We start from the raw sequence: 13,819 nt of genomic DNA, 5'->3' as shown, positions 1-13,819 counted from the left end.
TCCCGGATCGGACGCAGCGCATGGTTTGCGCGATCGCGCAGACGATCCGGGCGGGCTGCGCGCGGTCGGCGTCGGCGTGCGGCCGGCCTCGTGCGCCGGCAATCGATGGCGGGTTCGCTGCTTGCTGTGGGGCGGATCGGCCGACAACGGCCGGACGCGAAGTCCGGCCGTTGTCGCCGCCGATTGCGATCGGATCGGTGCGATCGGATCGGTGCAAATCAATCAGCGCGAACCGATCAGTGCGAACGGATCTGGACGCGGTTGGTACCCAGCAGATCGGCCACGAAGCCCGGACCGGCGCAGCTCATGTTGACCAGCGAAGCCAGGTCCTGCTGACGGTGATGGAGTTCGCCGAACTGGCGCTGCACCCCGGAGACCGGATCGACGACGGTGTAGGTGCCGGGATTTTCCAGGCTGCCGTTGCCGACCATGAAGCGCGACAGATCGGCCGACTGGTCGACATCGCGCGGGAGGATGTGCAGGAAACTGGTCTGGGTTTCGCTGCCATGGCAGGCGTTGCAGGTGTTCAACGAGAACAGATGGCGCGCCTGGTTGCTGGCGATGTTGGGCGCTTTCCACACGCCGTTGGGATGGGTGTGCGGGTTGTGCGAGGTCAAGGCCTGGAACGGCTGGCCGTTGAGCAGGGCCGGCACCGAGTAGGTGTTGTTGAGGATGGCGTTGGTGTTGTCGTTGATGAACTGGGCCAGCGTCGCGGTGTTGTTGAAGTTGTGGCCGACGTGCCGGTCCGGGGTCAGCGCCACGTTGACCTTCTTCAGGCCGAGCGTGGTCGGGTCGAGGTGATACTCGCGCAGCTCCCAGGGCTTGTTGTCTTCCGGATCGGGCTCGATCGACGGAAAGGCGTCGAGCGGATGCAGCAGCGATATTTCGTCGGAGCGCACCTGGTTGATCGCGCTGCCGTTGATCTTCAGCGGCGCGGCATGGCGGGCCGTGACCACGTTGGTGACGTTCTGCAGCGCCTGGTTGTAACCCGCGCCCCAGGCCAGATTGCCCAGCGATTTCCACTGTTGCGCATAGGCCTGGATGTTGGCGCAGCCGTGCTGCGGAATGCCGTACTCCAGGATCACGGTGAACGCGAGCTGGCGGCAACTGCGGATGCCCGCCACCGAGTCGGTGTTGCCGTCGTTGCCGAGCACGCCGAACACGAAACGCACTTCGCCGGCGTTGCGGCCGCCGTAGCTCGCGTTGTTGCGGATGTCCATGCGGTTGACGATCGCCAGCAGCCGCATCGGCGACTTGTCCAGGTCGAGGGTGTTGGTGCCGGCAATCCGCGGCCAATGGTTGATGACCCGCTGCGCGGCGTAGGTGCGGTCGCTGTAGGTATTGAGCCAGTCCTGCACGAAGTTGGCCGCGCCGACGCTGTCGGTGGCGTGGCTGGACATGTTGGTCATCAGGGTCTTGAACGACCACGCGCCGTTCGGATTGCCGGTGCCGTTCGGGCCGCCGCTCTTGTCGCAGTAATCGAAGGTGCGGGTCGGGTCCTGCACCACGGTCGGGTCGGTGATCAGCAGCGACTTCTCCGCATGGATCTGGCCGGGCACGTCGAAGATGGTTTCCCACGGGATCCGCACCGGCAGATGGCTGCGCACGCGGGCCTGCACGTCGCTGGGCTCCAGGAAGCTCAGGCCGATGTTGGCGACCAGTTCGCGGCCGTCGAACACCGGCACCGAACGGATCGTCTGCGCCAGTTGCTGGCGTCGCTGCTGTTCCTGGATCAGTTCGTCGAAATCGAAGTCGATGTAAGCGGCGTAGAGCATCGGGTCGTGTTCGCTGGCGCGCAGCTCGACTTTGCGTTCGTCCTTGGTCAGTTCGATCGTGGCCGGCAGCACCTGGCCCTGGACGTAGCGCACTTCCAGCAAGGCATTGCCTTCGCTGGAGCTGCCTTCGGGCAGCGCGGTGAGGTCCAGCGACTGCACCGCCGGGGGCGCGTTCTCGAACCCGTACGGGTCGGGTTTGTCGGCGGCCACCGCGTCGGACGCGGCGCCCGACAAGGACAGCGTCGCGACGAAAACCAGGCAGGCGGTCGCGCCCGCCGTCAGCATCAACATGCGCAATTTCATGGCGACCGGCCTCCGTGACGATGGGCTGCCGCGGCAGCCGGCGTGAGTGTCTTTGCGTTCCTGTGCATGGCCCTTTCCCCTGGCGTGAGTCGCCGGTCGTCGCCCATGTCGCAGCCACGCCCGGCCGTTCGGAAAGCTGCGGATGCAGTTCCCCGTCCTGGCAGTTCGTGGTTCGGGGGGCAAACCCGACATCGCCGATGCCATCGCCGATGGAGGCGGGCCATGGGCCGATCGCAGGCCGCGACCTGACCGGACAGCGTCGGGCTTGAAAGGCCCTCGCACAACAGTCCCTCAGCCGCCACGAGGTCTTTGTGGAAGGGCTTCGAGGCCTTTGTGGGAGGGTCTTTCAAGCCCGACGCTGTTCGATCAGATCGCCCTCATTTCCTGCTTGCGGTTCAACCGCGAACGATCGGACCCGGACAACCCGGGCCCGATCGCCGTCGCCGCAAACCTCAGCGCAGCGCCGCCGCCACCGACTGCGCCACGGCATTGGCCACCGCCGCTTCGAGCTTGTTTTCGGTCGCCATCATGAAACCGACGACGAAGCCCGCCGCATCGGCCGCGGCGACCTCGATCGGCCCGGCCGTGACCACGCTGGAATTGCCCCACAGCTCGAGCGAATGCCGCAGCGTGCTCAGCCCACCGAGCACGGCCCGGTCGGTGTCGCCGCGGGCCAGGTGATTGACCGCGGCGTTTTCCAGATCGACCAGTTTCCTGCTCGCTTCGGCGGCATCGCGCGAGGTGGCCAGGATGCGCTCGGCGTTTTCGAAGTAGGCGTATTGCGCGGCGCTGAAGTGCTTGCGATACGGCGCGAGGTTGGCGGTCAGCGACAGCGCGCGGTCGGTATGCGCCTGTTCGACGAACGCGGTGTAGTAGGCGATGGCTTCGTCGCGCGGGCGCTGAGTCTGATAGCCGCACTCGTTGATCATGACCTCGACCGGGTTGCGCTGGCTGCGCGGATCCTGGGCGACGACGCAGCCGGCGTAGCTGTTGTGGGCGACGCCGACGCCGTCCATCGGGTTGTTGGACGGGGCTTGGGCGAACGCGGACGTGCAGGTCAAAACCAAGGCGGAAGCCAGAGCGACGGCGGCGAACGGTGCCGGATACTTCATTGCGCATCTCCGTGGAACGACAGTGAAAAGGAACGACTCCCTCGGGAGCCGGACCCGGCGCGCGCGGCATGGGAGCCGCCGCGGACGGCATCCCCGGGTAGTTCGCAACCCGGGCAAGGAACCCGACATCGCGATGGCATCGGGGCTGCGACCGACGATGCGAACCTCGCGATGCGATACGAGCGAGGGGTGCGAGCATTTACGAGCGGTGCCCGCCCGGCGCCCGCCGAGACGCAACTGCGACCGCATGCACGATCGCGATATGTGACCGCCGGCACGTGCCTCGGCGCTGGCTGCGGCATAGTCCTGGCTCAGGCGCGGCGCTGGGGACACGGCGGCCGCGTGCGGCGCGGGGGCGCCATCTGCCAAGGAGGGTCGCGTTGACCAGGTTCGTGTATCGCGGACCCGATCGTGCATCGGGTGCCGCGGGTTTATCGGCTTCATCGAATTTCTTCGCGCGCACGCGGTGTCGCGCGATCGCCTCGTGCGTCGCGCATGCGCCACATCCGGGCGGTGGCCTCGGCGCGCGGCGGGCGGGGTCATGAGTTCGCCACCTTCCGGACCGCGGCAAATTCCCGCGGTGGTTCGCCGTGCCAGCGCCGACTCGGCGACTGCGTCCAGGCCCGCGCGCGGTGTGTCGCTCGTATTGACCCTGGGCCTGGTGCTGGCCTGCGCGCTGGTGATGGTGCTCGCCTGGCAGTTGCGCGAGCTGCGCCAGGAGCGGCGCGGACTGGTCGAGCGGGTCAACGATCCCTTCGTCGGCATGTACGTGCCGAAGGTGGCGCTGACCGCGCTGGACGGCGGTGCGGTCGTGCTCGGCGAGCCGCGCGCGGATTACCAGGTGTTGTACTTCTTCAGCACCACCTGCCCGCATTGCCTGGCTTCGCTGCCGATGGTCAAGGCGATCGCCGCGCAGGTGCCGGCGGCGTCGAAGGGCCGTGCGCAGATGATCGGCGTGGCCAGCGCGAGCGCCGCCGATGCGGGCGCCTACGCACGCGCGCATGCGCTGGATTTTCCGATCATCGCCAACACCGAGGTGCGCACCGCGATGCTGTTCCGCGCACACAGCGTGCCGCTGCTGCTGGTGATCGGCGCGGACGGGCGCGTGCGCTACGCGCGCATGGGCGTGATCGACGAAGCGGCGGATCTGCGCGCGGTGCTGGCGGCGCTAGACGAGCCCGAACGATCCGGCGGCGCCGCCGCGCGGGTCGCGAACAAGGAGTCGCCCTGAAAGGCAGGGCGCTTCACGGGTCGGGACGACCCGTTGCCGGACACAGGCGGTCGCGCCGCTCCGGATTGCAGGGCCGCCACCGGCCCGAACCATCGCGTTCGCGTCGGTCCTGGAAGGGCGGAGCGGAACATCAGGGAGAAAGACGATGAAGCGCAATACCCGTATTCGTAACGTACTGATCGCCACGCTGTTCTCGACCGCCATGGGATTCGGATGTTTCCAGGTGTTCGCCAACGATCTGTCCAGCGGCGACGGCCTCAAGGCGCGCTGCCAGACGATCGCCTGCCGCTCGCGCTGCGGCATCCCGGGCGGCGATCTGACCCCGGACGGCAAGAACTGCCTGTGCTGCGCGGCGCCGTGAAACGCTGAACATGCCGCGGCCGAATCGCCCGGGTTGCGGCGATCGGTCGCCGGCATGGGGTGATGCATCGCGGGTGTCGTTGTGCGATGCAAGCCCGACGGCCGCCGGTCCTCGCGGGCCGGCGGCAGGTCGGTCGTGCAATCGCTTCGCGAAGCGAGCCTGGGTCTGGGCGCGGATCCACATGGCATCATCCACAGGTGTTGCGGGCGCCGAGCCCGTGGTCAGGCCGAACGACACCTGGGAGACTGGAAACATGGCGCTCAAGCGGATGGACAACGTAGGCATCGTCGTCGAGGACCTCGAGGCGACGATCGATTTCTTTCGCGAACTCGGCCTGGAGCTCGAAGGGCGGGGCTCGATCGAAGGCGAATGGGCCGGGCGTGTGACCGGGCTGGGCGATCAGCATGTCGAGGTCGCGATGATGCGCACGCCGGACGGTCACAGCCGGCTCGAGCTGTCGCGCTTTCTGCGGCCGACGGTGGTGGAAGACCATCGCAACGCGCCGGTCAACGCGTTGGGCTACCTGCGCGTGATGTTCGCCGTGGACGATCTGGACCAGACGCTCGAAAAGCTCCGCGCGCGGGGCGCGCAGCTCGTCGGCGAGGTGGTCGACTATAAAAACGTGTATCGGCTGTGCTACATCCGCGGGCCGGAAGGACTGCTGATCGGACTCGCCCAGGAACTCGGCTGAGCGCGCCGGCAAGACGAGTCGGACGCCATGATCCCTGTCGCGATGAGCCCTCTTCCGCCCCGACGTATCGGCCGTTGAGGTTTCGCGAGCCGATGCGAGGCGGCGCTCGCCCGTAAGCGGCCGATCGAGCGCCCGATCGGCTCATTGGGCAACGGCCGCTCGATACCCCGCCTATCGTCACTGTTTCGGGCCTCGCGCGCCGGTCTATGCTCCGGCCGACTCAGGGAACGGAGCATCGATCGCATGAATCCAGCGCGTCCTTCGCGAACCTTCGCCGCCAGCCTCGTCGCCGTCGTGGCGCTGGTGGTCGCCCTGCAGTTCCGCGACATCGCCGCCGCGCTGGGATTGAAGATTCCGGGCCTGCCGTTCGCCTACGGCGGCTCGATCCTCGACAACGTGCTGGCGGTGGCGATCGTGGTGGCCGCGGCGATGGGGTTGAGTCGTCGCCGGGCCGAACTGCCGCGCGACCTGGGGCTGCGCTGGAACGGATGGAAAGGCCCGGCGCTGACCGCGCTGGCGACCTTGCCGTGCTGGATCGGCCTGGCCTGGATGGGCCATGTGTCGAGCGAATGGTCGCCGCTGGATCTGTTGATGCTCGCGGTGTTGTTTCCGTTGCTCGAAGAAATCGTGTTCCGCGGTTTCGGTTTCGTGTTTGTGCGCCGCGCGTTGGCGTGGCGGCGGCCGGCGGCGTATCTGGTCCAGGCGCTGGTGTTCGGGCTGGTGCATGGGTGGTCGGCCGGCGCCGACGGCGGCATGGCCTTGCAGATTTTTCGCGATCACCTTCGTCGGTGCGCTGGTGTTCGCCGCGCTCGATGCGCTCGACGGCGAGACGATCTGGAGCGGCTGGGTGCTGCACGTATCGTTGAACGCGGCGTGGACCGTGTTCGCGGTGTCCGACACCGCGGCGACCGGCTGGATCGGCAACTCGCTGCGGTTTCTGAGTGCGGGGCTGGCGCTGGCGGCGCTGTGGATGCTGCGGCGTCGCGCGAGTCGGTAACGGCGACAACGCCGGGCGATAAAGCCAACTGCTACGATCGCGGCTCCTTCAACGGCGGCACGCGTGCCACGATCCAGGCACGAGCGGGAGACGGCCATCAAGGTTCTAGTTCTGGGCAGCGGCGTGATCGGAACCACCGCCGCGTACTACCTGGCCAGGGCCGGCCATCGGGTCACCGTCGTCGATCGCCAGGCGGCGCCGGCGATGGAAACCAGTTTCGCCAACGCCGGCGAGGTGTCGCCGGGCTACGCCGCACCGTGGGCCGGGCCGGGCGTGCCGCTGAAGGCGATCAAATGGCTGGCGATGCGGCACCGCCCGCTGGTGATCGGCAACCTGCTCGACCCGGCGATGCTGGGCTGGTGCATGGCCATGCTGCGCAACTGCACCCAAGCGCGTTACCGCGTCAACAAGGCGCGCATGGTGCGGCTGGCCGAGTACAGCCGCGATTGCCTGCGCGAGCTGCGCGCCGACACCGGCATCGGCTACGACGATCGCCAGCAGGGCACGCTGCAATTGTTCCGCACCCACAAGCAGCTCGACGACAGCGGCAAGGACATCGAGATCCTGCGCGAGCACGGCGTCGCCTTCGAACTGCTCGGGCGCGACGACTACGTCCGCTACGAGCCGGCGCTGGCGCAGGTCAGGCACAAGTTCGTCGGCGCGCTGCGGCTGCCCTTTGACGAGACCGGCGACTGCTTCAAGTTCACCCAGACTCTGGCGCGCATGGCGCAAGCGCTGGGCGTGGAGTTTCGTTTCGGCGTGAACATCCAGGCGTTGCAGACTCAGGGCGAGAAGATGACCGGCGTGCAGACCGATGCCGGCGTGCTGCAGGCCGATGCCTGCCTGCTGGCCTTGGGCAGTTATTCGCCGTTGCTGCTCGCGCCGATCGGCATCCGCATCCCGGTGTATCCGGTCAAGGGTTATTCGATCACCGTGCCGATCGCCGATCCGGCGCACGCGCCCGAATCGACGATCATGGACGAAACCCACAAGGTGGCGGTGACCCGCCTGGGCGATCGCATCCGGGTCGGCGGCACCGCCGAACTGGCCGGTTACGACGGCCGCCTGCACGACGCGCGGCGCAACACCCTGCTGCATGTGTTGACCGATCTGTTCCCGCACGGCGGCGATACTTGCCGCGTCGAATTCTGGAGCGGGCTGCGGCCGATGACGCCCGACGGCACGCCGGTGCTCGGCGAGACGCCGTATTCGAATCTGTACCTCGCCACCGGTCACGGCACCCTGGGCTGGACGATGGCGGCCGGCACCGGGCGGGTGATGGCCGACCTGATTTCCGGCCGCGCGCCGCAGATCAGCCTGGACGGGCTGACCGCGGCGCGCTACCGCCGCTGAGCGGCCGCGAACCGGCGCGACCGGTGCCCGCGATTGCAATCCCGGTCGCAGTCCTGGCTCCGAGCCGGGCCGTGGCGCAAGGTCTGGGCGAGGGTGCCTGGGCTATGCTCGGCGGGGTTTAGGGGGAAGTGTTCGCAAGGCAATGCACCGGTTCTGGCGCTCCATCTGGCAGCTCGCGCTGATCCTGCTCGGTCTGACGGCCGCGGCGGTGGCATCGGCGCAGCCGTTCGCCCTGTCGCGCCTGGAGCCGTCGACCGATCCGCCGCCCGCGCGCGTGCTGGCCGGCGACTACGACGCGCGCTTCGTGCCGGTGCAGGGCAACGAGATCGCCGTGCTCGATCGCAACTGGCATTGGTGGCGGCTGGTCTCCACCCAGGACGTGCCCGGCGACAACGCGCCGCAACTGGTGCTGACCCAGCCCTACCGCAAGTTCGTCGGCATCTGGCGCGTGGGCGCGACCTCGCCGGTGCGCCGCTCGATCCACGGCAAGGCCGCGGACTTCCGTCACTCCTCGCGGTTCCTGGTGTTTCCGCTCGAAGGCGGCCTGCACAAGGGCGAGGTGATCTACCTGCGCGCCGCGGCCGCCGACGTCACCGCCTCGACCCTGCTGGTGATGCCGCTGGACGCGGTGCATCGCCAGGACATGAGCCACATCGCCCTGCGCAGCGTGGTGCTGACCGCGCTCGGGGTGATCGCGCTGCTCGCGTTCGGTTTCTGGATCGGCCTGAAGGAGCGCGGCTACGCCTACCTGTGCCTAACCCTGGTGGTGCAGACCCTGAACCTGGCGGTGGAGGGCGGCGAGACGCGGATGATTCCGTGGCTCGGCGACATCATGCCGGACCGGCGCACCAACGTCGTGCTGAACACCGCCGCGGTACTGGCCAGCGTGCGCTTCCTGATGTTCTTCCTCGACCTGCGCGCGACCCAGGCGCCGGTGGCGAAGCTGCTCAACCTGTGCAGCTGGCTGCTCGGCGGCCTGTTGCTGGTGTCGATGATCCACACCTGGCGGGCCAGCGCCTCGTTCGGCAACGTGGTGCTGCTGGTGGTGATCGGCGCGATCGTCTACGCCAGCGCGGTGGCGATCGGCCGGCGCCAGCGCGAAGCCTACTTCCTGATGCTGGCGTGGACGCCGCTGATGGCGGTGTTGATCGTGCTGGTCGGCGCGTATCAGCGCTGGTGGCCGTCGTACGGCTGGCTCGAATACGCCTACCCGGTCGGGCTGGTGCTCGGCGGCCTGGGCCTGCTGCTCGGCCTGGCGGCGAAGCTGCAGCAGCTGCGCCGCGATCACGACAGCGCCAAGCACCGCGCCACCTACGACCGCCTGACCAGCGTGATGACCCGCGCGGCGATCGAGGAAGGCATGCGCCAGGCGATCATCGAAGCGCATCGCGCCTCGCGGCCGTTGACCGTGGTGTTCTTCGACATCGACCACTTCAAGCGCATCAACGACGAACACGGCCACAGCGCCGGCGACGAAGCGCTGCGCACGGTCGCCGAACGCACCCGCAACCGGCTGCGCGCGACCGACCTGTGCGGCCGCTACGGCGGCGACGAAATCCTGGTCGGCCTGCCGGGCACGCGCCTGGAGCAGGGCCTGGTGGTGGCCGAGCATCTGCGCCGCACCATCAGCGCCAATCCGCCGAGCATCAACGGCCGGGTTCTGCCGCTGAGCCTGAGCCTGGGCGTGGCCGAGCTGCGCCCGGGCGAAAGTTTCGATCAGTTGCTCGAACGCGCCGACGCCGCGCTGTATGCGAGCAAGGCCGGCGGCCGCGATCGGGTGACGGTGCAGCAGGCGTCGGCGCACGACATCGCGATCTGATCGCGCGTTCCTCGGCTCAGGCGCGGGCCGCGTCGATCGCGCGCCGCACTGTCTGCAGTCCCGAACGCGTCCGCGCCGGCGTCGCGCCGGCGAAGCCGAACACCAGTCCGCCGTGTGGGTGCGGCGGCTGTTCGCAGCGGCCGTATTTCGACAGCGGATGCACCACGATGCCTTCGCGCGCGCAGGCCTCGGCGACGGCGCGGTCGTCAATTTGCATCGCACCCTTGAACCACGCCGCAACGTGCATGCCGGCGATGGCCGGCCCGAAGGCCAGCACGTCGTCCAGCGCGCGCGCCTGTTGGAGAAACGCTAGGCGTCGCTCGTCGTAGATCGTCCGGGTCTTGCGCAGATGACGGGCGAGATGGCCTTCGTGGATGAACGCGGCGAGCACGCCCTGCGTCAGCAGCGCGGTGTGGCCGTCGGCGGTGTGCTTGGCGTCGACGAAGGCGGCGACCAGGGGTTCGGGCACGATCGCATAAGCGATGCGCAGCCCCGGAAACAGGATCTTGTTGAAGCTGCCGACATAGATCACCCGGCCGGCATCGTCCAGGCCCTGCAGCGAGGCGATCGGGCGGCCTTGATAGCGGTAGTCGCCGTCGTAGTCGTCCTCGATCACATAGGCGTCGTACTGCCGCGCCCACGCGAGCAAGGCCTCGCGCCGCGGCAGCGACATCTCGCAGCCCAGCGGGTACTGATGCGCGGGCGTGACATAGGCCAGGCGCGCATCGGGCGCGCGCGCCACGCCGACCGCGACATCCAGTCCGTGTTCGTCGACCGGCACCGTCACCACCTCCACGCCGACCGCGCGCAGGCAGTGCTGCACCGGCTGATACCCCGGCGTTTCGCACCAGGCGCGATCGCCCGGATCGGCGACCACCTTGCCGGCCAGTTCCACCGCCTGCTGGGTGCTGGTGACCACGATCACCTGCTCGGGCGAACAACGCACCGCGCGCATCGCCGACGCGTGCGCGGCGATCGCGCTGCGCAGCGCCGGCAGGCCGTTGCTCGCGCCGTATTCCCAGTACTCGCCGCCAGCCTTGCCGGCTTCGCGCAGCAGCAGGCGATTCCATACGTCGCGCGGAAACAGATCGATCGGTGGCAGCGACGGCGTGAACGCCTGCGCCGACGCGGAGGCGTAGTGGCCCGGATACGCGCGCAACGCGTTCGCGCGTTGCGACAGGCGGCGCGGCGTGGCGTCGGCCTGCGTTTTCATCGCGCGCGCGAGCGGCATCACGTCGCGTTCGGGCAGCTGCGCGGCGACGAAACTGCCGGCGCCGCGGCGGCGCACGATGTAGCCGTCGGCCACCAGTTGATCCAGCGCCCAGTCGACGGTGTTGCGGGCCACGCCGAGGTCCTGGGCGAGGGTGCGGCTCGACGGCAGGCGCGCGTTCGGCGGCAGCGCGCCGCTGACGATCGCGCCGCGGATGCGTTCGCAGATCCGCGCGTACGCCGGCTGCCCGGCCTGCGCCTGCAGACCGGTCACATCGACGGAAAACACCGAACCGGCATGTTTGACCATGCCTCCATGCTACTCGCCCGGCGTAGCGACGTATTTGCCGCGGCGCTCAACCGCGCCGCGGCCGGTGCCGGTCGCGCTGCATCTGCTGGTGATGCGATTGCGCGCAGGCCGGGCCGCAATACAGCCGCTCGGGTTCGCCGTCGAACGGCTCCAGGCAGGTCTGGCTGAGGCAGTAGCCGGCCGGCGCCGGCCGCACCAGCGTGTCCGCGGCCTGCCGGCGCGCCTGCAGGGACTGGGCCAGGTTGATGGCCTCGAACAACTGGGCCTGGTCGATCAGATCGCTCATGACGCTCGCATCCTTGTGCGCAACGCGGCGCCACCTGCGCCGCCGGGTCTGCAGACTCCCATTGCGCGTTCGCAGGCGATGACACGCAGCGCCGCCGCGATCATGGATCGGCCCCGATGCGCGTTTTCGTGCGTACCGGCACAGCCAGTCGCAGGATCTGATCTGGCGTGCGGTTAGTCTGTACTCCGCGACTTCAGCGGCCACCCAGGAGCGCAAGATGAGCCTCGACCCCACCCCCGCGGGCAGTCCGCAGACCCGCCGCGCCATCCACGCGCTGCACGCGGCGACCTGGTTCGCGCTGACCCAGGGCGACCGCTACAGCGCCTTGGGGCGCAAGTCGGTCGCCAATTCGTTCTACAACATCCTGCCGATGCTCGCCGAGGTGCGCAAAGCGATGCTCGAGGAGGGCGAGTCGGTGGTTGATGCGGCGGCAGTGGAGGTTTTGCCCGCGGCCGGCATGACGGCGTTGCCGGGCGTCGACGGACCGCGTGTGATCAGCGACGACGTTGCCCGCAACGATGCGAGCGTGGTATCCACCCAGAGCGGGCGGGAACCGACGCGTTGATGCATGTGGGAATGCGCCTGCATCGCAGCGGAGGCAGGCATGTCCTTCGCATCCGTTTCTTCGTTGCCCATCGTGATCCGGCGGCTTTCGCTTCAATTGCGAAGATGTCCGTCATCCCATCGAACGATCTGGCAGTTCGCATCGTTTTTCCAATCGGCCGCCTGTAGGAGCGGCGCAAGCCGCGTCCGCGCCATGACGACAACCTCGTAACCTGCGCCGTAGCCGCATTCCCGCGGTCGCGGCTTGCGCCGCTCCTACAGGTAGGCCATGTAGCCCCGGCTTGGGCTTGAAGCCGCGCAGTCCATCCAGCGCTGCGACGCTTGTAACTCGCGAGAACAACAGCACACCCGGAGGGCGACGCGCATGGATGCGCGTCGCGCGCCACCGGGACATGGATGTCCCGTGTGGCGCGTGCCCGCGTCGGCTCCGCACTTGCGGGCACTTGATTCACAACAAAGCATTTTTCTTTGGTTACCTTTCTTTTGTTGCTTTAGACAAAAGAAAGTGACCCGCCGCTTCAGCGGCGGAAGCTTTTGATCCTGCTGGAAGCTTCTAAAGATTTTAGAGCTTTGAAGCTCTAGAGCTTTTTAAGCCAGAGGCAAGATCAAAGGCTTTCGTCCGCAAGCGGCCGAGTTACTTTCTTTTGTCAAAAGCGACAAAAGAAAGGTAACCAAAGAAAAACGCTTTGTTGTGAATCAAGAGCCCGCAAGTGCGGAGCAGACGCGGGCATGCGCCACACGGGACATCCTGTCCCGGTGGCGCACGGCGCACATCCCTGTGCGCCGCCCTCCGGGTGTGCTGTTGCTAACGCGAGTTGGTGGCTTCGCAGCGCTGGATGAACTGCGCGGCTTCAATCATCGAGCCAACGCCAAGGCCAAGCCAAAGCCAAGCCAAGGTCCAGCCCAAGAAAGTGACCTGTCACGTGGTGTCGAATGGCACAGGCGCGCGCCTCGCGCCGGCCGTAAGGTGCGCCGATCCACCACCCGAGATCCCGTGATGAACCGACTCGTTCCAGCCGCGGCCCTGACCGCGATGCTCTGCGCCGGCATCGCCGGTTCCGCGCTCGCCGCGCCGCCGGCAAAGGCGGTCGCCAGCCCCACGGCCTCGGTCGAAACGGCCAAGTCCGCCGCGCCCGATAGCGAGGCCACCAAAGGCGACCCCGCAAAAGGCGGCGCCCTGTACGACACCGTCGCCGCGCTGGACACGCAGATGTTCGATTCGTTCAATCACTGCGACGATCCGGCCCAGTTCGAGCGCCATCGCGCGCTGTACGACGAGAAGGTCGAGTTCTATCACGACAACGGCGGCGTCACCTGGACGCGCGAGGAAATGCTGGTCAACGTGCGCAAGAACGTATGCGGAAAATTCCGCCGCGAGTTGATTCCGGGGACCTTGCGGGTGTACCCGATCAAGGATTTCGGCGCGATGGAAATCGGCGAACACCGCTTCTGCGCGACCGGCGAAACCACCTGCGCCGGGCGCGGCGAATTCATCCTGGTCTGGCATCGCGTCGGCGAGCGCTGGCAAGTCACTCGCGCGATCAGCTACGCGCACCGACCCAACGACTGAGGCGGTCGGGCCGCGCCTCGTGTAACGACAGGCCGCCCATGCAACGCACACCTCATCGATGCGCAGGCTCGCGCCGCTGCGCATCGCGAGGATGCCGCCTCAGCGGCGAGCCGGTGTGAGCACGTCGGGCGCGGTCTGGTAGACCCGATCGGTCGATGCCGTTTCGCCGATCTTGCATTCGGATGAACGCAGGCCGGCGAGTGCGTCGCCGATCACCGCGATACGGTCGTCGGACACG

The 13,819-nt window shown here is 67.8% G+C and carries 13 protein-coding genes and 1 pseudogene; 9 read left to right on the top strand and 5 right to left on the bottom strand.

The genetic code is table 11. The features are described from left to right. Window positions 1-236: 236 nt before the first annotated feature. Window positions 237-2,078, bottom strand: a complete 1,842-nt coding sequence (locus tag KME82_RS22540; protein ID WP_215495997.1) for a hypothetical protein — start codon at window positions 2,076-2,078, stop codon at window positions 237-239. Window positions 2,079-2,530: 452 nt separating this feature from the next. After that, window positions 2,531-3,190, bottom strand: coding sequence for a hypothetical protein (locus tag KME82_RS22535; protein ID WP_215495996.1), 660 nt, complete (start codon window positions 3,188-3,190; stop codon window positions 2,531-2,533). Window positions 3,191-3,824: 634 nt separating this feature from the next. On the opposite strand from KME82_RS22535, the gene KME82_RS22530 reads away from it, so the two are divergent. The 7 genes and pseudogenes from KME82_RS22530 (at window position 3,825) to KME82_RS22505 (ending at window position 9,642) form a co-directional block, all read left to right on the top strand. Next, entirely contained in the window at window positions 3,825-4,421 is a 597-nt protein-coding gene (locus KME82_RS22530) for a TlpA family protein disulfide reductase (RefSeq protein ID WP_215495995.1), read from the top strand. A gap of 145 nt (window positions 4,422-4,566) precedes the next feature. Further along, window positions 4,567-4,782, top strand: a complete 216-nt coding sequence (locus tag KME82_RS22525) for a hypothetical protein (protein WP_215495994.1) — start codon at window positions 4,567-4,569, stop codon at window positions 4,780-4,782. A 253-nt stretch (window positions 4,783-5,035) separates the two neighbouring features. Further along, complete coding sequence (locus KME82_RS22520; protein WP_215495993.1) at window positions 5,036-5,473, top strand: VOC family protein; 438 nt, start codon at window positions 5,036-5,038, stop codon at window positions 5,471-5,473. Window positions 5,474-5,716: 243 nt separating this feature from the next. Next, window positions 5,717-6,148: pseudogene (locus tag KME82_RS26885) on the top strand (CPBP family intramembrane glutamate endopeptidase); the annotation flags it as partial. 49 nt (window positions 6,149-6,197) lie between these two features. Beyond that, a complete protein-coding gene (locus KME82_RS26710; RefSeq protein WP_252255475.1) occupies window positions 6,198-6,470 on the top strand; it encodes a hypothetical protein in 273 nt (90 codons plus the stop codon). Window positions 6,471-6,566: 96 nt separating this feature from the next. Then, on the top strand, window positions 6,567-7,823 hold the full coding sequence (locus KME82_RS22510; RefSeq protein WP_215499176.1) for a D-amino acid dehydrogenase: 1,257 nt from the start codon (window positions 6,567-6,569) through the stop codon (window positions 7,821-7,823). Window positions 7,824-7,965: 142 nt separating this feature from the next. Then, window positions 7,966-9,642, top strand: coding sequence for a sensor domain-containing diguanylate cyclase (locus KME82_RS22505; RefSeq protein WP_215495992.1), 1,677 nt, complete (start codon window positions 7,966-7,968; stop codon window positions 9,640-9,642). A 16-nt stretch (window positions 9,643-9,658) separates the two neighbouring features. Here KME82_RS22505 and KME82_RS22500 read toward each other — a convergent pair whose 3' ends face one another. Both KME82_RS22500 and KME82_RS22495 read right to left on the bottom strand, forming a co-directional pair. Next, a complete protein-coding gene (locus KME82_RS22500) occupies window positions 9,659-11,161 on the bottom strand; it encodes a PLP-dependent aminotransferase family protein (RefSeq protein ID WP_215495991.1) in 1,503 nt (500 codons plus the stop codon). A 46-nt stretch (window positions 11,162-11,207) separates the two neighbouring features. Next, on the bottom strand, window positions 11,208-11,447 hold the full coding sequence (locus KME82_RS22495; RefSeq protein WP_215495990.1) for a hypothetical protein: 240 nt from the start codon (window positions 11,445-11,447) through the stop codon (window positions 11,208-11,210). Window positions 11,448-11,664: 217 nt separating this feature from the next. Here KME82_RS22495 and KME82_RS22490 point away from each other — a divergent pair, with 217 nt between their 5' ends. Together KME82_RS22490 and KME82_RS22485 are read left to right on the top strand one after the other, a co-directional pair. Next, window positions 11,665-12,012: a hypothetical protein gene (locus KME82_RS22490; RefSeq protein WP_215495989.1), complete on the top strand. Its 348-nt coding sequence runs from the start codon at window positions 11,665-11,667 to the stop codon at window positions 12,010-12,012. Window positions 12,013-13,008: 996 nt separating this feature from the next. After that, complete coding sequence (locus KME82_RS22485; protein WP_252255473.1) at window positions 13,009-13,581, top strand: nuclear transport factor 2 family protein; 573 nt, start codon at window positions 13,009-13,011, stop codon at window positions 13,579-13,581. A 99-nt stretch (window positions 13,582-13,680) separates the two neighbouring features. Here KME82_RS22485 and KME82_RS22480 read toward each other — a convergent pair whose 3' ends face one another. Next, window positions 13,681-13,818, bottom strand: coding sequence for a hypothetical protein (locus KME82_RS22480; RefSeq protein ID WP_215495988.1), 138 nt, complete (start codon window positions 13,816-13,818; stop codon window positions 13,681-13,683). Between the last annotated feature and the right edge of the window lies 1 nt (window position 13,819).

Source organism: Lysobacter capsici (genome assembly GCF_018732085.1).
Taxonomy (GTDB): Bacteria; Pseudomonadota; Gammaproteobacteria; order Xanthomonadales; family Xanthomonadaceae; genus Lysobacter; species Lysobacter capsici_A.
The sequence above is the reverse complement of the archived record's forward strand: the minus strand, read 5'-3'. Positions and strand labels throughout refer to the sequence as shown.

What these genes read in the sequence shown, in the direction of transcription:
- KME82_RS22540 (WP_215495997.1), bottom strand. Translation starts at nt 2,078, where the DNA reads ATGAAATTGCGCATGTTGATGCTGACGGCGGGCGCGACCGCCTGCCTG.
- KME82_RS22535 (WP_215495996.1), bottom strand. Translation starts at nt 3,190, where the DNA reads ATGAAGTATCCGGCACCGTTCGCCGCCGTCGCTCTGGCTTCCGCCTTG.
- KME82_RS22525 (WP_215495994.1), top strand. Translation starts at nt 4,567, where the DNA reads ATGAAGCGCAATACCCGTATTCGTAACGTACTGATCGCCACGCTGTTC.
- KME82_RS22520 (WP_215495993.1), top strand. Translation starts at nt 5,036, where the DNA reads ATGGCGCTCAAGCGGATGGACAACGTAGGCATCGTCGTCGAGGACCTC.
- KME82_RS26710 (WP_252255475.1), top strand. Translation starts at nt 6,198, where the DNA reads ATGGGTGGTCGGCCGGCGCCGACGGCGGCATGGCCTTGCAGATTTTTC.
- KME82_RS22505 (WP_215495992.1), top strand. Translation starts at nt 7,966, where the DNA reads ATGCACCGGTTCTGGCGCTCCATCTGGCAGCTCGCGCTGATCCTGCTC.
- KME82_RS22500 (WP_215495991.1), bottom strand. Translation starts at nt 11,161, where the DNA reads ATGGTCAAACATGCCGGTTCGGTGTTTTCCGTCGATGTGACCGGTCTG.
- KME82_RS22495 (WP_215495990.1), bottom strand. Translation starts at nt 11,447, where the DNA reads ATGAGCGATCTGATCGACCAGGCCCAGTTGTTCGAGGCCATCAACCTG.
- KME82_RS22490 (WP_215495989.1), top strand. Translation starts at nt 11,665, where the DNA reads ATGAGCCTCGACCCCACCCCCGCGGGCAGTCCGCAGACCCGCCGCGCC.
- KME82_RS22485 (WP_252255473.1), top strand. Translation starts at nt 13,009, where the DNA reads ATGAACCGACTCGTTCCAGCCGCGGCCCTGACCGCGATGCTCTGCGCC.